Here is a 23,872-nt window from a genome sequence, read left to right as displayed (position 1 = left end):
GCGCCATCTTGATGGTCGTCGACCAAGAGGATGCGGTAACACGCGGCCGCTTTGGCCGGGTGCTTCTCGACGGATGATGCCGGTTCCGACTGCGGGACCTCTTGTCGCGCTTCGGGCAATTCAATCGTAAACTCGCTTCCCTTTCCCGGGCCGGCGCTAGTGGCTTTGATCGTGCCGCCGTGCGTTTGCACCAGCGCGCGTACGAGCGCCAGTCCGATCCCCAGACCTTGATGTTTGTGCTGCGGTCCTTGGGCAAACATGTCGAAGATGCCGGGCAGCAAGTCCTCCTGAATTCCCACGCCCGTATCACGCACGCTAATCACGATCCGATCGTCTCGTTTGTCCGCGTCGACAACAATCTGACCCTTGGGTTCCGTATACTTCATGGCGTTGTTGAGCAGATTGGTCAGCACTTGCCGCAATCGGCCTGGATCGGCGCGAATCCACAGCGGCTCTTTCGGCAGCGAGAGCGTAAGTGTTTGATCGCGCTCGCTGAATAGCGGGCGGTGTAGATCCCCGGCCTCTTGGACGATCTTTCGTACGTCGAGCAACTCCGCGCGAACGGCCAGCTGCCCGCGCATGATTCGCGAGATATCCAGCATGTCGTCAACAAGGCGAATGATCTGATGGACCTGCCGCTCGACGATCTTGTGCGCCTCGCGCAACACCTCATCCTGAACACGCGAGAGATTGATTAATTCCATAGCGCCCACGACCGCGCTCAATGGATTACGCAACTCGTGCCCGAGCACGGGCAGAAACTCTGTTAACCGCGAGTTCGCCTCGCGCAGCGCGTTTTCCTGATGCCCGACGTAGGCCATGACGCTGGCCGAGATCCCTTCGTCCAGGGCGAGACCGATTGCCATCACTTCCCTGGTGGTCAGCGGTTTCTCTAAGCATGTATCGAGATATTCGAGAACGACGAGCCGCAGAATTTGAAAGTCGCAAACGACTTCGCCCAGGTTCCAGCCGATGTGCCAGCGTTGCTCGCCATGAGCCAGGGCCAGCATGGCGTGCGGACGCGGTACGGTACTGTCCGTTTGGCTGAGGGCTCGCCCCATCTCGCGCAGAAACTCGGGGAGGCGATTGTGCATTTCGTCGTAGTGCGCCGCCGACGCGTCGCGTTGCTCTTGTAGGGCCTGCTCGCTCCAACGGCCGGTGAGCACTTCGGCGTTTGCTTCGATCAACGAACCAATCTGTTCAAAACGCTCGGACCAAATAACGTGAGGATCGATCGACATGACGACTTTTCCACCCAAGATCCGTTTTGTGTGACCCATACAGAATTCTACGGGCCGTTGCGGCGTACTTGCCGCGAGAAATCCAACCCGGCGCGGGGACATTCCCTATTTCCGACCGTCACCGCTTAAATCTCAGCGTCACTCTCAATGGCCCTTAGGCCCGATGCTCTTTCTTTCCTTTATACGATTCGGCGACTTTGGCGACATCGCCATCGTTACCCTTCTTGCGGTCGGACTCTTTGAGGAGACGCTTCTCGAGCAGCTTTTCCGGTCCCAGAACATTCTTCAATGAGAAAGCACTTCCGTCCATCGTATCGCCTTTGAAGATAGCGATTTGCAAAGTCCATGCCACCGGCTAGAAGATTTGCCAGTCGATTAGAATAGGACCGTCGAGGGGAACGCGCTCTCGACTGCTCGGGCGATAACACCTGCAATAATGGTCGCCCCGCGATCGGCTTGACTCTTTCGCGACCAATCTTCGACCGCTTCGAGGAGTCGATACACCGTCGAAGCTTGGACAACGACGTCGAGTAGTTCAACCCACAAGCTACGGACTGATCGGTCAGAGCGTTGTGTTGACCGCGATCCAGGGTGTCGCCGCTGTTGTGGCGGCGTTGAAGGCCACCAGGTTAAACGCGTATTGCGTGTTCGTCATCAGACTGTTGACGACCGTCGAGGTCATCGAGGAATCAAGGGTTGCAATCTGTGTCGGTTGCCCATTCTCGAATTCGTACAAACGGTAGCCCGTCGCGTTTGGCGTTACCGACCAGCTTAACGTGATCTCGGAGCTGGATAGCGGTGACCCGACAAAATTGCCAGGCGCAGCCAGCGGCCCGCTCGTCGTGGTGGCGGCCACCCAGGGTGTGGCGGCGGTCTCTGCGCTATTGAATGCCACCAGATTGAAGGAATAGGTGGTATTCGCCGTCAGGTTGCTGACAGTCGCCGACGTCGTGCCCGCTCCGTAGGTCGCGATCAACGACGGCTGCCCATTCAGGAACTCATAAAGCCGGAAACCGGTCGCATTACTATCGGGCGACCAGGTCAATCCGATTTGGGTATTGGACATCGGCTGAGCGGTAAAGTTTTGTGGTGCCAGCACGGGCTGGCTGCCACCATTGGTCGTTACGCCTATCCACGGCGTCGCCGCGAATTGCTGGCCGCTAAATGCGACGAGATTGAATGGATAGGTGGTGCCCGAGTTCAGATTGCTAATCGTTGCCGACGTGGTTGTCGCATCGTAAGTCGCAACAAGCGTCGGTTGACTATTGACAAACTCGTATAGGTTGTAGCCCGCGGCGCCGGCCGTAGGTGTCCAGTTTAATGAAACCTGTGTGGCGGAAAGTGCCGACCCGGTGAAGCTGGCCGGCGGAGACAAAACGGCTGGGGCGCCTGTCGTGGTGACGCTGATCCAAGGTGTCGCGGCCGAGCTGGTGCCATCGAAGGCCACCAGATTGAAGGCGTAATCCGTCCCCGCTACAAGATTTGAAACCGTTGTCGAGTTGGTCGTAGCGGGATACGTTGCCAACATCATCGGCTGACCATTTATGAACTCGTAGAGGTCATAGCCAAGTGCGCCATTGGTTGCGGACCAGTTCAGGCTTACCTGCGTATCCGAAATGGAAGTTCCAGTAAAGTTGACAGGCGCGGTTATCGCCGCAGGCGACGAGGTCGCCAGCGGTGACTGAAGGCCGCTAGGCGCGTTGGCCGGCACGGGGCCCGCCACGATCGCTGCCACCGCGCCCCCTGACAGAGCGTAGCGTTCTTCCAGACGCTCGAAGTTCAAGCGGCGACTGAAACGGCCCACGCGCGATCGCGATGATCCGAACATGGCGGAATCCAATACAGTAGAAGAGGAAAGTTAAATCTTCGACCACGAATGTCGTCGCGACCGTGGAAGCTCTCGGAAGTCGCGATATCGTCAGCCATACCCTCCGAAACAAAAGCGCCGCATCATTGTCGGCCGTTTCAGTTGAACGACTAAAGCGACCGGACGGCGTCCAATGCACGACCGGTGCCATTGAGATAAAAAATCGTGCCTATGCGGCGCTTTGCCGGGAATGAGTCGCTGTTTTGCCGGTATTGTCGAACGCATTTGCGACCATCGACGGTCGCAATGTGTGACTGCCATCGTGCTGTCAATGGATTGATAGAAGCCTGAGCGTACGTAGCATGACCACGAGAAAATGTATGTAGGCGCGATGGCGCGGGCCGGGTGTCGACTTGCGCTCAGCGCCGAATTGAGAAAGGGATGCAAACAAGGCCCAGCCGCCGTGCGCGACTATGATCGACTGGCGCCAGAAATCGGCCGAAGCGCAATAGATCGAGGCAAATCGCTATTTCGCCAGCCATGCGGCCGCTTTTCGCAGATCGCGTAGCAGTTGGGCACGCATCGTCCGACGTCGGCGATCGTCCGGCGCCCGCAATACGGCGGAAGGATGATACGTCGCCAAAATCTGTCCCCCCTCACGACCAGGGTGAAATTCGCCGCGCCGGCGGGTGATGCGAAAGTCGCGCCCTAACAAGGCCTGTGCCGCCGTCGCGCCCAGGCAGACGATCAATTGCGGGTCGATGCAGGACATTTCCGCTTCGAGCCACGGACGGCAAGCATTGATTTCTCTCGAGTTGGGCTTGGCGTGGAGCCTTCGCTTGCCGCGCGGCGTCCACTTGAAGTGCTTCACCGCATTGGTCACATACGTCTGCGCGCGGTCAATGCCGGCCTCCTGCAATAACTGGTCAAGCAAGCGGCCGGCAGCCCCGACGAAAGGGCGTCCCGCAAGGTCCTCTTCGTCACCAGGTGTTTCGCCGATGAGCATCAAGCGCGCGTGCGCCGGACCCTCGCCAAAGACGACCTGGGTAGCGCTACGATACAGCGCACACCCTTGGCACTTTTCCGCCGCTGCGCGCAGCGCGCTGAGACTGCGCCCGCGAGGAAGAAATGCCTGAGCAGTAGTAGATTTCATATCGACGGCCCGTTGGTGTGTTGCTTTGCCGTCCAACACCGGTCATTTTTAATCCAACCCCGCCGCCGTCTTTGCTTTGGTACCGCGCCCGTGTTCTTCACGGAGCCATGCTGGGCTCTCTCTGATCATTGCAATACACAAAAGCGGCGGATAAGCCCGCAACAGAGAAAAGCAAATTAAATGCCAGAGCAAAACGTGCCCCGGACCGACGCGGACTGAACATTGAGTGAGAGCCATTTCGGATCGACGCTTCAGCTCTGTCCCAAACGCAAGTCTCGGCGCGAGATCTAACTCGACCTAGCCCAGGGATAAGCCTCGGCCTTCGTTCGACGCGTGGCATGCGATTTGCCCTAGGCCCCTAACGCTTGGGTTGGGCCGTCCGACTACTTCGCCGCGATTTCGCTTTCCGCTTCCACGTTCGGACGCGAGCCGGCCCTCATCACACCGTTAGGGATTCATCCTGTGAAGGTCCGCAAATCAAAGCCTTTGTGGCAAGATGTACGGCTGCCGAGATTTCCAACATTGCGCCGGTCCGGGGAGTTCGATGTGGTGGTTATCGGCGGTGGCGTAACCGGACTTTCGGCGGCGCTTTTTCTCAAGCAGGCTGGCAAGCGGGTTTGTTTACTAGAGCGTGATCGGCTTGGCCACGGAGATACGATCCACACGACGGCGCATCTCACTTGTGACACTGACGCGCGTTTGACGCAGCTAGTAAAGACATTCGGGGCTGATCAAGCTGCGCTCGCCTGGTATGGCGGCGCCTGCGCACTGGATCTGATTGAGCAAATCGTCACGGAAAATAGAATCGAATGCGAGTTTCGCCGCACGCCAGGTTTTCTGACCGCCGCGCTCGACGGCACCCGCGACGAAACGGGTGACCTGCAGCACGAAGCGACTGTGGCTCGCAAACTAGGCTTTGACGTTGATTTCGTCCCCTGTGTTCCGGTCGTCGATAAGCCGGGGATACGGATCCGCGATCAAGGCAAATTTCATCCGATGGCATACCTGGCCGGCCTCGCAAACTTGGTCCAGGGGGACGGATGTTCCATCCATGAAAGTACTACGGTCACCGACGTCGAATCGGCACCGCTTGCCGTCCTCGCCAACGGCTTCAAGATCGCTTGCGATTACGTCGTCATCGCCACTCATGTCCCCCTGACAGGAAAGAACGGACTCGTAAAGGCTTCTCTCCTGCAGTCCAAATTAACAAGCTATTCCACCTACGTGGTTAGCGGACGCCTTCCCGCCGTGCAGGTGCCCGATCTCAGCTTGTGGGATACGGGCAATCCTTACTATTACCTGCGGGTGGATGCGGGTAATGATTTCGATCGAATCATCTTCGGCGGAAACGACCATAAGACAGGCCAAGAGACCGACACCGAAAATTGCTACGACCGCTTGGCACAGACACTATCGCGCGTCTTACCGAACGCAAAGCTCGACCATCGCTGGTCAGGACAAGTCGTGGCGACCAACGATGGACTGCCGCTGATCGGCGAGACTACCGATCGGCAGTTTGTTGCCACCGGATTCAATGGCAACGGTATCACGTTCGGCACGCTAGCCGGCATGATGGCCCGCGATGCCGTGCTCAAGAAAGAGAATCCATGGCAAGGGCTTTTCTCCGTCGGCCGCACCAAGATCCTCGGTGGCGGCTGGGAATACGTAAAACAGAACATGGACTTTCCGTATTATTTCCTTGCCGATCATATGCGCCGGCTCAAGCATGCCACCGCCCGCGCCATCAAGCGCGGCGAAGGTCAAATCCTCAAGATTGACGGCCAGCGGGTCGCTTGTTCGCGCGATGCGCGTGGCCGCCTCCTGAAGGTCTCTGCGGTATGCACCCATTTGGGCTGCCTTGTGCGATGGAACGACGCCGAGAAAACCTGGGATTGCCCCTGTCACGGGTCGCGGTTTCTTCCCGAAGGCGAGGTTCTCGCCGGGCCCGCAGAAACTCCTTTAGAACCACTCGCCCCCTCAAAACGCAAACAGAAGATCAAGCCCGCAGCCGATGCCTGATTCGTTCGCTAGGCGAAGTCACAGTGCGCGGCACACATTGAGCAGCACCAACGCTGGTTCGCACACGCGAGAAAATGATCGTGAACGACCAATCGACACGCGAGGCCCGACACATCGCCGGCACGGCGGGCCTGCGGTACAGTTCGGACGACATCCCAGGAATCCGGCGCAAATCCCGTGGTCGCCAGACGGCTTTCATTAATCCGCAAGGGCGGCTCGTTCGCGATGCTGCAACGCTGGCGCGCATTCGTTCACTAGCCATTCCGCCGGCATGGACGAACGTTTGGATTGCGCCCCACAAGAACCAGCACCTGCAAGCGACCGGCCGAGACGCCCGTGGACGCAAGCAATACCGATATCATCCACGTTGGCGCGAATATCGCGACGAGAGCAAATACACCAACATCCTGGCATTCGCCAAGGTGTTGCCTCGTATTCGGCGGCGCGTATGCAGCGACCTGAGAAAAATGGGCTTGCCTCGCGAAAAAGTGCTGGCAGCCATTGTCCGCCTGCTGGAAACGTCGTTGATCCGGATCGGCAACGACGAATACGCTCGTCAGAATCACTCATTTGGGCTGACGACGATGCAAGATCGGCACGCGGCAGTTCGCGGCGCAACGCTGCATTTTCGTTTTCGGGGCAAACGTGGCGTCATTCACGAGTGCGATATGAAGTCTGCGGCGCTCGCCCGCATCGTAAGACACTGCCAGGATCTACCTGGCCAGGAACTGTTTCAATACATCGACGAACGAGGCCAGGTCTGCGACGTTGGTTCGGCCGACGTCAATGATTACTTGCGAGAGGTGTCGGGACGCAATGTCAGTGCCAAGGATTTTCGCACCTGGGCAGGCACCGCAATCGCCGCCCAAGCACTGCAAGAGTTCGAAGAGTTCGACAGCGACGCCCGAGCGAAACGCAACATAACCCGCGCCATCGAGCGCGTAGCCGCACGGCTGGGCAACACGGCCGCGGTTTGCCGAAAATGTTACGTTCATCCCGCCGTGCTGGATGCCTATATGGATCGGACCTTGCTGACAACTCTCCAACGACGCGCCGAAGGAGAATTGCGGAGTGGCCTCACGGCGCTCGGGCCAGAGGAAGCCGCAATTTTGGCCCTCTTGCAGGAGCGTATGAAGCGAGCCGTGCGTAAACACGATGCCGGCACTCCGCGAACCAGGGGGCGCCGGAAGATCCTGACACGCCGGTCTCGGCGGGCCTCCCGCTTGGCACGATAGTTGCGTTCCAGGTGCGGGGACACAGCCGGTAAAGGTGCTCTTCAGAGCTTATCTAATTTGCTATTTCGGTCACTGCGTCGATTTCGTGAGCAAGACCATGGTCAATCGCATCGGAACATACTTCACGAAAGCCACGCCCGCGGAAACGCTTGAGCGCGCTCGCGAAGCCCTGGCGTTTTGCGATGCCATCCTTCGGATTCATTTGCAAGCAGGCCGCATCTGCGAAGACGAACTGGCCGGCCTGCGGCTACTGGAACTATGGAGCATTGGCATCGTGCAACAATTTGGCAACTAAAAAGCGTGGGTTAGCGTCGTATCGGGACTAAACGCGTTTCGTAGTGCGAAAACCCCGCAGCCGGGCTAGATCTTATTCGACCATGAGAACTCCTCGCGCAGATCGTACTTTCGGCCGAGACTGGCTGTCTTGCAGGTCATGTCAATTCCCCCTCTACCATGCAGGGCTGCCACGGGGCGCAGGCCGGTTTCTGCTTGTTTTCATTTTTTGCGCGACTGCGTTAGCGGCGCCGCACCCCTCGCTGGCCGGGCTGGGAGACCAGGCGGCTACAAAGCAGACCGTCGGGGATTTGCAGCAAGCGCGACAGATGCTCACCGCGCAGTCGGCCATCCTCAAGGCGGCCGACGAATCTGAGGTCTGGGATCAGCTCGAGCCCTTGTTTCTCTCCCTGGATGCCACTTACCGTCAAAATCAGGCGCACCTCGACGAGATGCGACAGCTCGACCAGGACAAAAAGAAAATCGAGCACGCGATTGACGCGCTGGACAAGTTTGGTCCCAACGACCCCAAGCCCTATTCGTTCTTGCTCTTGGATCAACTCCAAGATCAACGCGTGCTAGCCGGGGAAGAGGAACGGGCGCTCAAAGCCGAAGTCAAATCGGCGGATAAGATGCTGCAAGCCGCGCACCAAGATCTGGACAACATTAACGGGGAAACGCCGCAGCACCCGTCGTCACCCGCCGCCAACGGCAGCGAAGCCGGCCAAGCCACAGAATCGCTGATGAGCCGCGATGAAGTGCAGCGATTGATTGCCAAGGCGACGGTTGCTCTAAAACAGGCCGACGTTGAACTTCAGAACCAAAGACTGGACCTTTGCCAACTGCGGCAAAGCTTTCTTACCAAGAAGATTGACGCCATTCAGGCTACGGCCGTGTTTTCGCCGCAGGATCGCGATGCACAGCTAGGCGTTTTTGTCGAAAAAGAATCGCAGCTCCGGCGGCAATTGCGCGAGGCAGAGAATCACTTGCAGCAGCTACCGGCGACGAAAAAACAATCCGACAAAACGCGCGCCGTCGGCAAGGAATCCGAACCGGATCAAGATGCGACGACCGATGCTTGGCGCATCGTCAGCGACGCCTACCAGTCGGAAGTCGTGGTGCTGGACCAGCAGGTCGAAAATGCCGCAACGCTGCGCAAGTGGTGGAGGCGCCGCTTTGAATTGGCAAACGATAAGGTTGAGGCCACGAAGGCTGGTCAATGGCTGGATGAACTTGACGAGTTCCTGGACCAATTGGGCGACATGGCCCGGGCGCTCGAGTACCGGCGCGACGCCGCGCGCGACAGCCAAGCCACGACGTCCCCAGTAGCGGCGGCCAATTCGGCCGATCCGCAGCTACGAGAGTTGCGACAGTCCAGTCTGCAAGAACTGCGAGATCTGTGCGCAGAGCAGCTCAACGACGTGCGAGGCGCCGAACGGTGGTTGCACCGATTCCGTGATGAACTCAAGAAGAAATCCGCGACGGACCGCGGCAATCTGGGCTCGCTTGGTGACTCTCTTAAGGCTCTATGGAATTATCCGGTCGCCGGCGATGAAGATGAGGCAGTGACGCTAGGAACGCTGCTGGTGCTGTTGGTGTATATCGTCGCGGGGGTCTTCGTGGCGTATGCGCTGAGCCGTATCGTATTCCGGCGCTTATTGCCCAGGCTGGGCCTGCATAGGGGCACCGCCTCGGCATTGAAATCAATTCTCTTCTATAGCCTGTGCGCCGTGTTTGGGGTCTTGGCTTTTCGATTGCTGCAAATACCGTTGGCGGCGTTTGCGTTCCTCGGCGGAGCCGCTGCCATCGCCGTCGGCTTCGGAAGCCAGGACATCATGAACAACTTTATGAGTGGCGTGATCCTGCTAACCGAGCAGCCGATTCGCGTCGGCGACTTTGTGAGGATCGAAGGGAGCGAGGGGATCGTCCAGCATATAGGGTTGCGCAGCACGCGCATTCAAACGGAGTCGAATCACGAGTTGATCGTGCCTAACAAGGCCCTGATTGACGAACAAGTCACCAATCTAACGCTCTCCGATAACCTGGTGCAGATGTGGGTCGCTGCCACGGTTGAGCGGAACGTGAAGATCGACGAGGCGAAATGGCAAATGCTCGAGATCGCATTTTCGCATCCGATGGTCGTCAAATCGCCACGCCCCTTCGTTTTACTGAAAGAGGTCGACACCTATTGGCTCGTATTCGAGGTCCACTTCTGGCTGCAGCACAGCAGCTTCGTGCGCAGCGCGCTCGTGCAGAGCGAAATCTTGGAAGTGATTGGCGATCGTTATCGGCCGCCTGCGGAAGGGGAATCGTCCGCCAATGTGAAGACGACCCAAGAAGAAGAAGAAGAAGAAGACATTTCCGGCGATGCGACCGACGCAACGACTTTGGCCCGCATTCAGAAAATGAGCAACGAGACGGCAGCCAAAGCAATGAAGCGAGCTCGCAGCTCGGTCCAGATAAGATAGCCCTGAACCATTCCGCCACCACGTTCCGTCGGCACTCACCTGCAATGTATAGCAGCCGCGTCAAATACAGCACGGCCCAATAAGTTAGTGTTCGGTCTTGAGCTCGACGGGTACATCGTCGATTTTTGCCGCCAGGATAAAGTCGTTTTCCGTCAATCCGCCCACGGCATGCGTCCACAACTCGATGGCCACGTCGCGATAGCCGGTCAGATGAAGGTCCGGATGATGCCCTTCGCTTTCGGCGACTTCGCCAATACGCTGAAAGAACGCGAGTCCTTCAGCAAAATCTTTGACCCGCCACTGCTTTCGAATCCGCTTGCCTTCACTTGTCAAGGTCCAGCCCTTTAGCTGCTGGAGCAAGTCTGACGCCTGGCGCGGCGTTAATACGGGGCACTCCTTCTCACACGCAGCACAATGCCGCGCACTTAATGCTGTATTGGTCATGATGGGCTCTCCTCGTTCAATGGATTACTGGCGGTAATTCGTTGCACACGTGTCAGCGGTTTATTCCCCGCGGCGGTATGAGAGTGAAACTGAATCAGTGATTGAATTATATTTATGATAGGGCGTGCCGAACGACTGGGTCACGTCGGAAAAATGGCGCGGCGGTGGCTGCCTGATTGCGAGGCGACATCCTTCCCATGCCTTGTGCTTGGAGCAAAAAAAAGAGGAGAGGGATGGCAAGTCATCCCCCTCCCGCGCGAACCACGTCGCTGACAGTCCGTCGATGGCATTTAACGGTTTGCCGTGCGAGGCGGTCCGTAGAACTTGTCGACTTCGCGCGACCATTGCGGATCAGCCATGTTGGGCCAGTGATCTTTATCGAATCCAGGCGCGTTCTTGAGATGTTCCTTCGAGACATCGAGCACTAAATGCTCGTCGTTGCTCGTTCCGACATATCGAAATGCGTGCCAGGGCACTGCGAACAATTTGTCACCCAAGCCCAAAAAGCCGCCGAAGTCGAGCGCGGCGTAAGTGACCTTGCCCGTGCCCGCATCAATGACCAAATCCTTGACCTTTCCTAAATTATCTCCGGAGGCGTTTCGCACGGTCAGATGCTCGATCGTGCTTGCTCGAAACGCAGCCGGGGCGGCGTTGGACGGAGCGGCAGCAATCGAAAACGTCGCTGAACCGAGAGCAACCACAATCGCGGCACATACGTGTCTGGGCTTGAGCATTGGTACTTCCTTTGTTGTTAGAGGAATGCCGAGCCTGTCGTCCACTACTTCCCGCCACAGCGTTGCACAAGGCGTGCCAAGAACGCACCGCTCCTTTTCGATTGCCGCGATTGAACAACTATCGCGTGCGGCGGCGGCGAGGCCGTTGATTTCAACAAGACCATCCTGAAGAACGGCCGGCCAATCGTGATCGCCTTGCGCTACCTGCTAGCATCCGCCTACTGCGAAGTTCCGCGTTCGTTATTCTTAAAGCCGAGCGCTTTCGGTCGCGCGCACTTTATGCGCGTATGTGCAAGAGGCCCCGCTTGTCAGTCACTCCGATGCAGCTGAGTTTCAGCCTTTCAAGCAGCACTCGCGGCGTCTCTCAGCTGGGCTAGCCTCCCCGTTGCGGCAATCGCGGCGCATGGCTTGAGGAAAACTTCCCATTTTTCTTCGTCTCGAATGAGTGCTCTGGCGGACCACACTCAGACTGATATTCATCCGCTATTGCCAAGGTGAAACGGGAGGAGGCGAAATTTCTAAAATCGACGGAAGTCATTGCCAACCAACACGTACGAGATCCGTCCGTATTTACGTCGCAAAACGATTTGGAATTTGGACCGCCTTTTGCATTACCCGGATTTACGAAGACCGGCCGACGACCCTATGTGGTCAGCCAACCGGGAATCGCTCGTGCCGTGTACAAACAAGGATGAAACGGAGGTCTGGGAATGGATACCCTCAAGAGATCGAGGCGAATTCACCTTGGCATCTTTCGGGCGGCGGTCGTACTGGCAACCTGCCAGGGCATGCGCGGCTATGCCGCGGAGATTGCTTTCGATTTGCCCTGCTCCATCGAGGTCCGAGAAGTTAGTCGACCCGATGTGACCGCGGGGCGCCCCGACTTGAAAACAATCGAGGCGAAGCTGCGTATCTCGGCCAGGATCGTGGAGGGGGACGCGTCGGACATTACCGATTTCGTCTACATGATCAAAACCGACGAGTTTGTGCGCATCCGAGATTATCTTCCCAAGACCACGCTCGAAAGCACCGTAGCGTCCGATCAAATCGAGGTGACTGCCGAAAACGAGAAATCGGAATCGAATGGCTTGGAGGGGGCAGGCGCCGTCGCGCCCTTGTCTCTTGGCGGCTCTCATAACCGCAGCTCAAAGAAATCGGAGTCCAGTCGATACAAGCAGGTCGCGGCGAAAGATATCGTGCTGGCAAGCGGAACCATCGAGCGCGAACACGGAGTATTTTACCGCGTTCGACCTTCGCGCACCTCGTCGCTAGAAGGGGGTCGAGATTTCACCATCGTCGCCGTCGTTCCCCAATCCTGGCGCGGCGATGTTTGCACGATCGAGTGCTCTGCCAGGGCCACCAGGCAATCCAAGTTTTCCACGTGCCAGCTGCCGGCCGGCGAATGCCAGGCCGAAATTGGCATGTATCTGGCCTCGGACGCCAAGGCGGCCAGGATAGCCCAAGATTTCTTCGCAGCCCAAACGCACAGTGCCGAGTTAGAGGCAAAAACGCAGGGTCGAGGCAACGTCCTGCAAATGATCTCTCTGTCGGGAGGGAGTGTCTTCAGCGGAAAGGAAACGTTGCGGCGCAAAGAAGAGTTGGAAAACGCCAGCCGAGCCGTGCAAGCGGCCGAGGCTCAGCTGCGAGCCATGGCACAATAAGGAATAGGGGAAGTTGGGCGGCACCCAGACTAGGGTCGATCCAGTGATTTCTAGCCGCCTTGTGGTTAGGAGCCGCAATTCGTGTTTTCCTAGCGGTTTTGCCCAATTGCCTGGCCCCGTTTCTTGGGAATTTCTAACTGGCGGCAATGCTCGTTGGCGGGATGGCTTGCCCGCGATTACCCTGGAATTGGATTCGTTCGAAGGCGCTGATCGCCAGGGGGACCAGGAGGACTGGGCCCTCCGGCAAAAACTACATCATCGGCGTTGACCCGTTTCGAACAGTTCCTATCATTTGACGCGGTCACAATCTCGCTGGGTTATAGGCAGGCGTCGTTTCGGAAGGGATCTTGGTGGTTATGGAGGCGGGACGTTTCTCTCGCGCACTAACTTGTTCGGTCATCGAAGGATCTCTGGCGACGATCATGACGACGCTGCTCGGCGGCGTCTTTCTGACCGCTTTTGCCTTGCACCTGGGCGCCACGGAATTTGAAATCGGTCTGCTAGCCGCGACCGCATCCCTGGCCCATGTCGCGCAACTGGGCGGGGCTTTTGCCATCGATCGGTTGGGGCATCGCAAAACCATCTGCATGGTAGCGACTTGGATCAGTCGCCTGATGTGGATTCCGATCTTGTTCGCCACCTTCTGCGAACCAGCCTATCGCGTCCGCTATATCGTTGGGCTGCTTACCATCTCGAGCCTGTTTGCCTCGATCGGCGGGGGCGCCTGGCTTTCCTGGATCAAGGACCTCGTGCCCAACGAGATCCGGCTGCGGTTCCTGGGGCGCCGGCATGTTTTCAATACCGCCTTGGCATTCGCCATGAGTGTCGGCGGCGGCCTGTTTATAGACGCGTCGCTTCGCCGGCAGCCTGATTCGCTGATGGGTTTTGTCGCTGTGTTCATCACGGCCATGTCCTGCGGCATCGTCGGCCTGTTCATACTGCAAACGATCCCGGAAGCGGTGCACATCCAATCCGAGCCCACGGGCTTCGCGCAATTGCTCGGACGCCCTTGGCAGGACCGAAACTTTCGGCGGTTGATTATTTTTTACGGCGTGTGGAATTTCTCATCCAATCTTGCCACACCGTTCTTCGCCGTTTACATGTTGGCCGTTTTGCAGGTGCCGTTCGCCATCGTGACGCTCCTGCTCACGTTTTCCAGTCTATTGGGCGTGGCAACCGCCCGGCTTTGGACGAGATTTGGCGATCGTTTTGGCACGCGCAATATGGTCCTGTTAGGCACAATTGCGGACTCCTTTTGCCCCTTACTGTGGCTGTTTGTCTCGCCAGCCAGCTTGTGGTTGCTGGTGCCGATCCATTGCTGCGGTATATTCTCCGCGCCGGTGGCGCTCGGCCCGAACGCGCTGTCGCTAAAATTGTCGCCGGCAGGCCGCAGTCTGGGATATCTGGCCCTGTTTAACGCGACCACAGGGCCGCTGACCGCCGGAGGAGCCATCGTCGGCGGGGCCTTGGCCAGTTGGTTCGCTACGACGAGCAGTGCCCCGAGTGCCTGGGGGCTGCAATTGATCTTTGCGATGTCCGCCTTAATGCGTCTCGGCAGCGCGCTTTTATTGTTGCAAGTAGCCGAGGAGCACGCGCATCCTGCTGCACGTGTTTTCAAAATCCTGACCCGAGCCGGGCGGCGATGGTCGCGAGATCGTCGGTTTCCCGCCCGAGGCGTTTCGCCCCGCGATCGAACGGCAGCATGACGACGTTGCCCGATCTCATCACTTAAATTCGCCTTTGCCACGCCGTGGCACCGCTCGCAAGCGAGTGGATAGCTTTCCTGGCGCAAAAGAAAAACGTCGTGACTGGCTACGCCCGGGAGGCGTTCGCCCGTCACGACGTTTAACCGCATCCCATCCGCGTAAATGCTAACGGGAATAAAACAAACCAGGACAATCCGCGACTTTTAGCGCCGCCCGACAGTGGCTTCGCTCGTCGAGGCGATGTCCTCGGCCCCTGCGGACTTGAAGACTTCTTTCGCCCGCGCGACTTCGGCCGAGTCCTCTGAGTGAACGGAGATCAGCGCATTACCGCTTTTGATTTTTCCTTCGTATTGCTTGGCCTCGAACTCGGGGATGCCCAGGCCGATCAGTGCGCCGGTCAGGCCACCGATCGTCCCTCCCACGGCGGCGCCGGCAAGGGCGGCCATGATGGGGCCGGCTGCAATGAGTGGCCCAAGTCCCGGGACGGCTAGCGCGCCGATGCCTGCCAGCCAGCCGAGCCCACCCCCAATCGCTGCGCCGGTTCCAGCGCCCGCGGCGGTTCCCTCGGGAGCCTTTGTATGATGCTCATGCGCGAAATCGCGCGTGCCGGTTTTGTCGGGCATCAGCACAGAAATGTCACTACTCGTGAATCCGACCTCCCGCAGGCGATCGACGATTCCCAAGGCCTGATCGCGCGTTTTAACGATGCAAAACACTGATTTAGACATGACCGGAACTCCTAAATGATTGAGTGAGAAGCTAGGGAGCAACGTCCAGTTGACTATCTACGTTGGTCACCCCGGCAACTTCATGGGCGATAATCTCGATTCTGTCCTTTTCGAAAGTCGATTTCACCGGGCCGCGCAGGGTCACCTTGCCGTCTTGAGTAATGATCTTGATGTTCTGCGCCTCGGTCGACATACCGCTGCTGCCGATCACCCGCTTCCGAATCCCCGCGGTGAGATCTATGTCCGCTTGGTTCTCGTTTTGATCGATCGGCGTCTTGGTGGCTGCCCCACGGTCACGCGTATTGGTCCCCGTGTTCGTTGGATCAACAGCCGCCGGCGAGTTCGACGGTGATGGCTTGGAAGACAACGCGCTGTCGTTACATCCAGCTAACAACAAAAGACACAATCCGCCGAAGCAGGTCGCTTTCATAGGTAATTCCCTCATTGAAGAAATGCCCATCTCTGCCATGCCGCCTCTCTACTATGGTTGCAATTGACGTGCCGTACGGATGTCAAAAGCGGGCGTTTGTCGGACAAACACACGTATGTGCCTGGCAATCCCGTCGACGTTCATGCGATCGCACGATGATGGGTGCCCAAAACTTGTTTATGCCAACGATTCATGCTGGTCGCGCAAAAAACAGCTAACTAAGTCGACCCTTGGCCGCAATAAGGCCTCGCATTTGCACTGCTTGACAAACTGGTCATTTCCCACGCGACCGGCATTAAACAGGTGCAGAATGACAGACATGCAGCCGTGCTGGACGTGAGGAGCTCACCCGTTTGGTCGACGTGCGGCTGAACTCATGGCCGCGCTCAAGGCGATTCGATCGGTTTCAAATTTGTAACGTCCGCGGTTCCACGCGATCGGGGCCATCCCAAGATCCTTAGCAAGTGGAGAAGTACACGCGATGCCAAAAAAGACGCAACAGACAAAGAAAGAGAATGTGACGACTGTCTCGAAGCAAACCGCCGGTGGCGTCACCGGTGCGGTTTTGGGCGGAATCGTCGGGGGGCCCGTCGGCGCGGTCGCCGGCGGGGTTGTAGGCGCCCTGGTTGGCAATTCGTCTGCTAAAGGAAATCACCCGCTGAAAACCGCGGTCGACACAATTCGCTCGGCCGGAGAGCGCGGAGCCAAGGTGATCAAGAGTGTCCGCGCCAAGACGGCTGCCTCGTCCAAGAGCGCAGCAGCCAAGGTTACCTCGAAGACGTCGGCCCAGGTCGGAAAAAAACACACCAAGAAACCCGCATCCAAGAAATCGACCAGCGCGCCCGCGATCAAGGTCGCGTCAAAACCGAAGACCAAGGGAACACGCAAAGCCTCGAACAAGAAAGCGTAGCGGCCCGTCGCGCACCGCAGCGGATTGGCCTTTGAATTATGGTTGGGTGACGCGTCTCCCGTTACAGCTCGTGGCCTTTCCGCGGCAGCGGGGTTTTCGCCCTCTGATTTGTGCCGATGATTAAGGACCATCTCCTGGTCGATGCGTGACGGCATCATCTGGCATCTGTCGGGACGGCGAGCGATCCGCTACAACCCTCTATGTGATCCCGCGCACGCGGCGTCACCAGATTACCAAAGCAGGTTGAGATCGATTGACGGGAAAAGGTCGCGAAATGGCAATATACGACGATGGGCTGGCCCGCGGAAAGCATTGGGCAAAGCACGCCGATTGCGAGGCCGAGTTACGGAATCTGCAAGCCCTGCACATGGGGAAATCCGATCGCGACTGGCAGGGCTGGTTCGTCGGCCACGATGCCGGACAAACGGCCTTTAAGCGTTTGTTTCAGGTGCTATATCCGCAATCAAACGAAACGCCGCGCGACATTGCCGGGTTTTGGCGCTCGGCGGTGGTATTCGACGCGAACGTGCCGCAGAGTGCTTTGCGGCAAGGCATATTCGTGCAAGGTTTCGCCGACGGCGCGCTCGACGTGTGGAAACAATCGGGCGGAGCAGGCGAGCGGGGATCGGAAGTTCCCGATGAAGAATGGCTCAATTCCCAGGGCGGGCCGTCATCCGAGACGGATACCTGAGATCGATCCTTCTGTAGAGGCGGTCTTACTTCAACGACGAATTCAATTCGCCGTTACACCCCGATGAATGGCACCGCAGACACGCGCTAGTGCGGGGCGGCGTCGACAGCCCGAGCTTGCGGCGCCGCAGCTGGACCTGCCGACGACACGGAACGTTCACTCTTGAAGGCCTGCAACTTTCGCCCATCAACTGCCGCGCAATTCGAATTCCTAATGCGCGCTGGGGAGCGGCCGCGATAACTACGCGACGTGTGGGCCTTGTGATTCGTCTTGGCAGTCGGCTGAGGTGCCATCGGGGCCCACCGTGGATGCTCGGCCAGAGCGTAACTCACACTCAGGACGGTCACGGTAAACAGCACCCCCCCGAGCCAACGAACGAGGGAGCTATTCATTCTTGACCTCTACGCGTTCGAACGTGAATTCCAAATCGGCCGCGACGGGCAGCCTCAATCTATAGCTTACCACGAAAACGGAACAACATTTCCCGTGTGGCTCGTCTGATTGCGGCTGCAAATATTGCCACTTCATGCTGGCTGGGATCGATCCGGCTGATTGCCTGGCTGTCACACTGACAAGCGCCGGCCCAGATCACATCGGTCCGCGCGAGCGATCCGCCCGGAATCCGAACTTGGAACACTATTTGCAAGCGCAAGACTACCGGTTACGGGTTGTGCGCATGTTTTCAAATTGCCCCGAGTGAAGGGGCCTTTTCCCTTTTTGTCTGCCGTGGAGGATCTGGCCATGTTTCTAAAAATGTTGCAATGCGCTATGGTCTGCGGGCTCTTGTGTTACGCGAGTGACACTGCACGGAGCCAAACAGCTGCACCGGCCCGATTCGGCCCACAGCCATCATTGGGGAATTCAGCGCTACGGGCTAACAGCTTCGAGCCGAACAAACCCGTGGCAATGAGTAATAAGATTCTTTGTCCGGTGCCACTCACTGCCGACTCTCAACGTACTGCGTTGTCGAATATCGATCGGCACATTTCCGACCAGGTGACAGAGTTGTGCGAAAAGCTCAAGACCATTTTGCCGGACGAAGTAGCTATCCTTACCAAGACGACCGGCTGGAAAACTGAAAGCCAGCAAGCCTTGATCGGCGCGCTGCGCGCTGGCGACCCGACGGCGGTGTACGAAACTTGGGTCAAGGGCAACCCTCAGGACACTGCGGGCGCCGAGTTAGCGGCCCACGAAGCCGACGTGAAACGGCTGATGACGCGGCTGACGCAAGACGCGGAAAAAAATAAGGCGGCCATGAAGCAAAATGTTGCCGACCTCGATATGGCGCTTGGCAAGATCGCTGGGTCGACCCCCGCCGTCGCGGATGTCGCGGGGCCAGTCAAAGCACTCAAGACGTGGGTTGAAGCCCGCAAAATGATCGAATCGGCGGCTCCGGGCAAAGGCTCGATCGCGAAACTCCCGACCGGCAGCGATGTGACCATGGTATTCGACCCCACGCTTCCCGTCGGCACAGCCATCGTGCTCAGCGACCGTGAGATACTCATTGGACATCAGGGCCATGCATCGCTGATCATTTCAAGAGGCAACGCGGCCGAGGCTCTCGGCCTGCCGATCGTGACGGGTGCCCCCTTGGCCGAGGCTCAAGGACAGGAAGTCACCGACGGCGTGCTGCTGGTCAACCCAGCCAGTTCGCGAGGCACGATCAATTACAACATCAACGGAAATCACTATGTTGCGCAGCCCGGCATGACGCAAAAGTTGGCGCCGGCTAGCAATGGGCGGAGTTGGACAATCGAGTATGACCGCGGGGGCAAGTATGGGCACGCGTCCTACAAGCTGTCCCCGGGCACCTACAATTTCACGCCCACGGATCTTGGCTGGCAGCTTTATCGGCAGCGATTTGAAATCGTGCTGGACAACTCGCAAAACAAGCAGGAATTCAACTTCATCTTCCACGGCGAGGATCTGACCGTGCCTGCGGGCGGCGCGCGAACGCTCAGTTCGAGCTACCCGATTGTGGTTCGATTCGATCGCGGCAATGGCTCAGAATTTGTTGCGCGGTCGACACCACTGACGGTCGGTAATCTGCAAATCGGCGTCGATGGGTCTGATAACTTATGGGACCTGTTTCCCACGACAGAAAACCATCGCGAATTGACGAACCTAAAGCCGTTCAATGCCGACGGACTCCGCCAGCAGTAGAATGAGGCCGGATGGTAAGCATGTCGCGCCGCAGCTTCTCGCGGCGCGACATGTTTTCGTAGGGCAGCCGCATGGCGCCGATGCTGGGATCGTGGTTCCGATGCTTCATGATGGCCGTATATGGGATTGACCGAATACCGAAGGAAGCGAGACTTTAGAGTCACCGGCGAGCCGCGCGGCAAGACTGCTGCCTCGCGCGAGAATCTAAGCTTCGTTATTCAAAAACACGACGCTTCGCATCTGCATTATGATTTTCGTTTGGAGTTGGACGGCGTTTTGAAGAGTTGGGCCGTGCCCAAGGGGCCGTCGCTCGATCCCGCCACAAAGCGTTTGGCCATGCAGGTCGAGGATCATCCGCGGGAGTATGGCAGCTTTGAGGGTATCATCCCGCAAGGTGAATATGGTGGGGGAACCGTTCTCCTTTGGGACCAAGGCACTTGGGAGGCGGTCGGAGATGCCAGAAAAGGCTACCGGGACGGCGCTCTAAAATTCGTCCTCAAGGGCCACAAGCTGCATGGTGGTTGGATGCTGGTTCGCAAGGGAGGGCGACGCAGCACGGCCGACGAACGGCATTGGTTTTTGTTCAAGGAGCAGGACCGCTACGCGAAACCGGCCCTCGATATCACCGCCAAAAAACCTCTGAGCATTGCCACGGGGCGCGACCTCGAGCAAATCGCCGCGCAGTCGGATCGCGTGTGGGGGCCACGCGGCGCCGTGGCACAAAACGGTCGCACTATGCGGACTCGGGCCGGCGCGCGTCGCGAAGCGGCAACCTCTCGAAATCATGCGCGAGCCACTGCGACCGCGATGAAATCCAGGAAGAAGCCGAAATCCCCACCGCACACAAAGGCTAGCTCCGCGACAAGCGTGGTCGCGGGCGTGACTTTGTCTCATCCCGACAAGATCCTTTATCCGGAAGTCGGCATCACGAAACTGGATCTGGCCGAATACTACGAGCAGGCGGCGCCTTGGATGTTGCCTCACGTACAAAATAGATTGCTATCTTTGGTCCGCTGTCCGGCCGGCAGTGGACAAAAGTGTTTTTTCCAAAAGCATCCGGGCGAAGGAACCTCCGAATATCTGCGGCGGTTCCAAGTCAAAGAAAAGCGGACCACCGAAGATTACCTGGCTTTGTACGATCTCGCCGGACTAGTATCGCTAGTGCAAATGGGCGCTCTGGAAATCCATCTGTGGGGTTCGCAAGCCGATCACTTTGAAAAACCCGACCGCCTGATCTTTGACCTCGATCCAGATCCGACCGTCGCCTGGCCTCAAGTCGTCACGGCAGCGAGAGAAGTACGGCTATTGCTTGAAGAATTAGGACTACTCTCCTTCGTAAAAACGACAGGAGGCAAGGGGCTGCATATCGTGGTGCCGATTCGCCGCCGCACCACTTGGGCCGATGCGAAAGCCTTTTGCCGCTCTGTGGCAGACTTTCTGGTCGCCGCGGCTCCGGATCGGTACATCGCCAAGATGAGCAAAGCAGCTCGTAAAGGAAAAATCTTCGTCGATTACTTGCGAAACGATCGCGGCGCCACCGCCATCGCCCCTTACTCGACGCGAGCCAGCGCTACGGCACCGGTGAGCGTACCGCTGGAGTGGGAAGAGTTGAGCCCTAAAATCACGTCGAGCTATTTCCGCGTGAAGAATATGCCTGCCCGCTTTGCAAAGCTCAAGCAGGACCCTTGGGCAGAAATACTGTCAACGAATCAATCGATCACCGCGTCGATGATCCGCAAACTCAGGATCCATTAATAGCCATCCTCGCGTGCAATTCACGGCATTTGCCGCCTTCACGTTCGATGCGCGGTTTACGAGGTCAGCTCACTTCGACTTCGACACGATGATCCCGCCGATCATCGACTAGTGGAACGTACTTTTCGGGTTGTTCGTTTCCATCGACAACGACGCGATTGACCGTTGTGCCGCCACCGCTGTTGCGGATCGTAATGTGGTAAAAAGTCTCGCGGTAGCGGTAGTGGATCTGCAACGACGGCCATCCCGACGGTAGGCAGGGCTGGAAGCGGAGTTTATCGACATCGAGTCGGATTCCGAGTAACGACTCGATAACCAGCCGATACATCCAGCCTGCCGAACCGGTGTACCACGTCCAACCTCCACGACCCACATGCGGATACACCGCATAGACGTCGGCTGCAATGACGTACGGCTCGACTTTGTAAGTCGCGATTCCCGGCGGGGTCGAACCGTGGTTCAGAGGGTTAATGAGCGACAGCAATTCCCACGCGCGCGTTCGATCCCCCATCTCGGCAAATGCCATCACGGTCCAAATTGCGGCATGCGTGTATTGCCCGCCGTTTTCGCGCACCCCAGGCAGATACCCCTTGATATAGCCCGGATCCAAGGGCGACTTATCGAAAGGCGGATCAAACAACTGAATCAACGAAGCGTCGCGCCGGACCAAACGGTCGTTGACCGCGGCCATCGCCTGCCGCGATCTATCGGCGCTACCGGCGCCGGAGAGGACAGACCAGCTCTGCGGAATGGAATCGATCTGGCATTCGCTATTCTGAGCGGACCCCAGCGGCTCTCCGTTATCGAAGTAGGCACGCCGATACCAGGCTCCGTCCCAAGCGTTGCTTTCGATATTCTTTGTCAGCTCGGCAGCCTGTGCGAGGCACTTATCGGCGAAAGCTTGATCCGCGCGAAGGCGGGCCACGTCGGCGAATTCGTGCAGAACGTGGACCAGGAAGAATGCCAGCCAAACGCTTTCTCCTTTTCCACCCTCCCCTACCAGGTTCATGCCGTCATTCCAGTCACCGCAACCGATCAGCGGCAGGCCGTGGCTGCCGAATCGCAAGCCGTTTTGGATCGACCGTACACAGTGGTCATAGAGCGTGGCCGATTGGTCGCTCTTGGTCGGTAAGTCGTAATACGCCTCTTCCTCGGGTTTCAATGGCCTGCCTTCGATAAACGGGACGCGCTCGTCGAGCACGCCTGTGTCCCCGATATGCTTCACGTACCGGCAAGTTGCCAGGGACAGCCATAAGTAATCATCGGAAAAATGTGTGCGAACTCCGCGTCCTGTCGGCGGATGCCACCAATGCTGTACATCTCCTTCCGGAAACTGATGCCCGGCCGCGCGCAGCAAGTGCTCGCGCATTAACTGCGGCTGTGAATGCACGAGCGCCATAACGTCTTGCAATTGGTCGCGGAACCCAAAGGCACCGCCCGATTGGTAATAGCCGCTGCGCCCCCAGATGCGGCAGGCCAAGGTCTGGTACAACAGCCAGCCGTTGGCCAGAGCATTAATCCCGGGGTCGGGCGTTTCCACGTAAACGGCGCCTAGCGTGCGCTTCCAATAATGCCAGACCGCTTCTAGAGCCGCATGCGCGGCCCCCACACCGCGAAAACGTTGCACATGATCGCGCGCCTGATCGATGTTCTCGGCCGCACCCAGGCAAATGACCAATTCGCGCTCCTGCCCTGCCGCAAGCTCGAACGCCGATTGCATAGCCCCGCAAGGGTCGAACCCGGCGCCAACCTTGCCGGAAAGCCGGCTGCGCGACATCGCGGCGGGATTGGCCGCGGTGCCATTGCGGCCGAAAAACTCCGTTCGGTCTCCACTAACCGTGCGTTGCGCTTCGCTCATCTCCAGGAAGGCCAAACGACCAGGGAATTCCGCGTTATAGGCATTGCGCGCGATCAGTGCCCCGCACTGCGGATCGATTTCCGTCACCACGTGCATCAAAGATTTCGGCCGCAACTCACCTAGCACCCATTCCACACAGCATGTCGCCGAAAGACGCCGCGTTTCTTGAGTCGTATTGCGTATCTTTAACAGGATGACCTTCACCGGTGCATCGAGCGCCACGAACATCGTCATCTCGGATACGATGCCGTTTTCGGTTGCTTCGAATACGCTGTAACCGAAACCATGCCGCGTGACATAGCCCGCGTGTCCCGGCGCCGGCAGCGGCGTCGGAGACCAGAAGCGACCGCTTTCTTCGTCACGCAGATAAAGGGCCTCGCCGCTGCGATCGGTGATCGGGTCGTTGTACCAAGGGGTCAGCCGAAACTCGTGGGCGTTCTCGAACCATGTGTAGCTGCCTCCGCTTTCTGTCACGACGGTACCGAACTCGGCGTTTGCCAAGACGTTGGCCCACGGCGCTGGTGTGCGCTGCGCGCGATTGGTCGTGATCACATATTCTCGTCCGTCCCGCGTCAATCCGCCCATTCCGTTGGCAT

The 23,872-nt window shown here is 58.1% G+C and carries 19 protein-coding genes; 10 read left to right on the top strand and 9 right to left on the bottom strand.

Features of this window, described 5'->3' with window-relative positions; translation table 11 throughout:
- From VGG64_26325 to VGG64_26310, 4 genes are all read right to left on the bottom strand, one after another.
- Positions 1–1,241, bottom strand: a 1,241-nt coding sequence (locus VGG64_26325) for a HAMP domain-containing sensor histidine kinase (GenBank protein HEY1603148.1), incomplete at its 3' end; no start/stop codon positions are given.
- Positions 1,242–1,395: 154 nt separating this feature from the next.
- On the bottom strand, positions 1,396–1,530 hold the full coding sequence (locus tag VGG64_26320) for a hypothetical protein (protein ID HEY1603147.1): 135 nt from the start codon (positions 1,528–1,530) through the stop codon (positions 1,396–1,398).
- Between the two features lie 273 nt (positions 1,531–1,803).
- Positions 1,804–3,069 carry a fibronectin type III domain-containing protein gene (locus tag VGG64_26315; GenBank protein HEY1603146.1) on the bottom strand — a complete coding sequence of 422 codons (1,266 nt, stop codon included), beginning with the start codon at positions 3,067–3,069 and terminating at the stop codon, positions 1,804–1,806.
- Positions 3,070–3,574: 505 nt separating this feature from the next.
- Positions 3,575–4,201, bottom strand: a complete 627-nt coding sequence (locus tag VGG64_26310) for a UdgX family uracil-DNA binding protein (GenBank protein HEY1603145.1) — start codon at positions 4,199–4,201, stop codon at positions 3,575–3,577.
- Between the two features lie 462 nt (positions 4,202–4,663).
- Here VGG64_26310 and VGG64_26305 point away from each other — a divergent pair, with 462 nt between their 5' ends.
- The 4 genes from VGG64_26305 to VGG64_26290 all read left to right on the top strand — a co-directional run bounded on the left by VGG64_26305 (position 4,664) and on the right by VGG64_26290 (position 10,196).
- On the top strand, positions 4,664–6,220 hold the full coding sequence (locus VGG64_26305; GenBank protein ID HEY1603144.1) for an FAD-dependent oxidoreductase: 1,557 nt from the start codon (positions 4,664–4,666) through the stop codon (positions 6,218–6,220).
- Positions 6,221–6,300: 80 nt separating this feature from the next.
- Entirely contained in the window at positions 6,301–7,455 is a 1,155-nt protein-coding gene (locus VGG64_26300; protein ID HEY1603143.1) for a hypothetical protein, read from the top strand.
- A gap of 97 nt (positions 7,456–7,552) precedes the next feature.
- Positions 7,553–7,750 (top strand): hypothetical protein, encoded by a 198-nt coding sequence (locus tag VGG64_26295; protein ID HEY1603142.1) that lies wholly within the window; start codon positions 7,553–7,555, stop codon positions 7,748–7,750.
- A gap of 307 nt (positions 7,751–8,057) precedes the next feature.
- On the top strand, positions 8,058–10,196 hold the full coding sequence (locus VGG64_26290; protein ID HEY1603141.1) for a mechanosensitive ion channel domain-containing protein: 2,139 nt from the start codon (positions 8,058–8,060) through the stop codon (positions 10,194–10,196).
- Positions 10,197–10,280: 84 nt separating this feature from the next.
- On the opposite strand, the gene VGG64_26285 is transcribed toward VGG64_26290, so the two are convergent.
- Positions 10,281–10,640 (bottom strand): 4a-hydroxytetrahydrobiopterin dehydratase, encoded by a 360-nt coding sequence (locus VGG64_26285; GenBank protein ID HEY1603140.1) that lies wholly within the window; start codon positions 10,638–10,640, stop codon positions 10,281–10,283.
- 290 nt (positions 10,641–10,930) lie between these two features.
- The gene (locus tag VGG64_26280) at positions 10,931–11,374 is read right to left on the bottom strand and encodes a PRC-barrel domain-containing protein (protein HEY1603139.1); all 444 of its coding nucleotides are present in this window, start codon (positions 11,372–11,374) and stop codon (positions 10,931–10,933) included.
- Between the two features lie 710 nt (positions 11,375–12,084).
- On the opposite strand from VGG64_26280, the gene VGG64_26275 reads away from it, so the two are divergent.
- Positions 12,085–13,035: a hypothetical protein gene (locus tag VGG64_26275; GenBank protein HEY1603138.1), complete on the top strand. Its 951-nt coding sequence runs from the start codon at positions 12,085–12,087 to the stop codon at positions 13,033–13,035.
- Positions 13,036–13,457: 422 nt separating this feature from the next.
- Positions 13,458–14,741: an MFS transporter gene (locus VGG64_26270; GenBank protein HEY1603137.1), complete on the top strand. Its 1,284-nt coding sequence runs from the start codon at positions 13,458–13,460 to the stop codon at positions 14,739–14,741.
- 203 nt (positions 14,742–14,944) lie between these two features.
- On the opposite strand, the gene VGG64_26265 is transcribed toward VGG64_26270, so the two are convergent.
- Together VGG64_26265 and VGG64_26260 are read right to left on the bottom strand one after the other, a co-directional pair.
- Positions 14,945–15,469, bottom strand: coding sequence for a hypothetical protein (locus VGG64_26265; protein HEY1603136.1), 525 nt, complete (start codon positions 15,467–15,469; stop codon positions 14,945–14,947).
- A 31-nt stretch (positions 15,470–15,500) separates the two neighbouring features.
- The gene (locus tag VGG64_26260) at positions 15,501–15,899 is read right to left on the bottom strand and encodes a BON domain-containing protein (GenBank protein ID HEY1603135.1); all 399 of its coding nucleotides are present in this window, start codon (positions 15,897–15,899) and stop codon (positions 15,501–15,503) included.
- A gap of 481 nt (positions 15,900–16,380) precedes the next feature.
- Between VGG64_26260 and VGG64_26255 the strand changes: the two genes are divergently transcribed.
- From VGG64_26255 to ligD, 4 genes are all read left to right on the top strand, one after another.
- Positions 16,381–16,809: a hypothetical protein gene (locus tag VGG64_26255; GenBank protein HEY1603134.1), complete on the top strand. Its 429-nt coding sequence runs from the start codon at positions 16,381–16,383 to the stop codon at positions 16,807–16,809.
- Between the two features lie 274 nt (positions 16,810–17,083).
- A complete protein-coding gene (locus VGG64_26250) occupies positions 17,084–17,500 on the top strand; it encodes a hypothetical protein (protein HEY1603133.1) in 417 nt (138 codons plus the stop codon).
- A 906-nt stretch (positions 17,501–18,406) separates the two neighbouring features.
- The gene (locus tag VGG64_26245) at positions 18,407–19,663 is read left to right on the top strand and encodes a hypothetical protein (protein ID HEY1603132.1); all 1,257 of its coding nucleotides are present in this window, start codon (positions 18,407–18,409) and stop codon (positions 19,661–19,663) included.
- 120 nt (positions 19,664–19,783) lie between these two features.
- Complete coding sequence (gene ligD, locus VGG64_26240) at positions 19,784–21,418, top strand: non-homologous end-joining DNA ligase (protein HEY1603131.1); 1,635 nt, start codon at positions 19,784–19,786, stop codon at positions 21,416–21,418.
- Positions 21,419–21,482: 64 nt separating this feature from the next.
- Here the strand turns inward: ligD and VGG64_26235 are convergent.
- A partial coding sequence (locus tag VGG64_26235) for a glycosyl hydrolase family 65 protein (protein ID HEY1603130.1) occupies positions 21,483–23,872 on the bottom strand: 2,390 nt, incomplete at its 5' end.

Source organism: Pirellulales bacterium (assembly GCA_036490175.1).
In the GTDB taxonomy this organism is placed as follows: Bacteria; Planctomycetota; Planctomycetia; order Pirellulales; family JACPPG01; genus JACPPG01.
Note: the sequence above shows the minus strand (reverse complement) of the source record. Positions and strands in the feature narration are given on the sequence as shown.

What these genes read in the sequence shown, in the direction of transcription:
- VGG64_26315 (HEY1603146.1), bottom strand. Translation starts at nt 3,069, where the DNA reads ATGTTCGGATCATCGCGATCGCGCGTGGGCCGTTTCAGTCGCCGCTTG.
- VGG64_26310 (HEY1603145.1), bottom strand. Translation starts at nt 4,201, where the DNA reads ATGAAATCTACTACTGCTCAGGCATTTCTTCCTCGCGGGCGCAGTCTC.
- VGG64_26295 (HEY1603142.1), top strand. Translation starts at nt 7,553, where the DNA reads ATGGTCAATCGCATCGGAACATACTTCACGAAAGCCACGCCCGCGGAA.
- VGG64_26290 (HEY1603141.1), top strand. Translation starts at nt 8,058, where the DNA reads ATGCTCACCGCGCAGTCGGCCATCCTCAAGGCGGCCGACGAATCTGAG.
- VGG64_26285 (HEY1603140.1), bottom strand. Translation starts at nt 10,640, where the DNA reads ATGACCAATACAGCATTAAGTGCGCGGCATTGTGCTGCGTGTGAGAAG.
- VGG64_26280 (HEY1603139.1), bottom strand. Translation starts at nt 11,374, where the DNA reads ATGCTCAAGCCCAGACACGTATGTGCCGCGATTGTGGTTGCTCTCGGT.
- VGG64_26275 (HEY1603138.1), top strand. Translation starts at nt 12,085, where the DNA reads ATGGATACCCTCAAGAGATCGAGGCGAATTCACCTTGGCATCTTTCGG.
- VGG64_26270 (HEY1603137.1), top strand. Translation starts at nt 13,458, where the DNA reads ATGACGACGCTGCTCGGCGGCGTCTTTCTGACCGCTTTTGCCTTGCAC.
- VGG64_26265 (HEY1603136.1), bottom strand. Translation starts at nt 15,469, where the DNA reads ATGTCTAAATCAGTGTTTTGCATCGTTAAAACGCGCGATCAGGCCTTG.
- VGG64_26260 (HEY1603135.1), bottom strand. Translation starts at nt 15,899, where the DNA reads ATGAAAGCGACCTGCTTCGGCGGATTGTGTCTTTTGTTGTTAGCTGGA.
- VGG64_26255 (HEY1603134.1), top strand. Translation starts at nt 16,381, where the DNA reads ATGCCAAAAAAGACGCAACAGACAAAGAAAGAGAATGTGACGACTGTC.
- VGG64_26250 (HEY1603133.1), top strand. Translation starts at nt 17,084, where the DNA reads ATGGCAATATACGACGATGGGCTGGCCCGCGGAAAGCATTGGGCAAAG.
- VGG64_26245 (HEY1603132.1), top strand. Translation starts at nt 18,407, where the DNA reads ATGAGTAATAAGATTCTTTGTCCGGTGCCACTCACTGCCGACTCTCAA.
- ligD (HEY1603131.1), top strand. Translation starts at nt 19,784, where the DNA reads ATGGGATTGACCGAATACCGAAGGAAGCGAGACTTTAGAGTCACCGGC.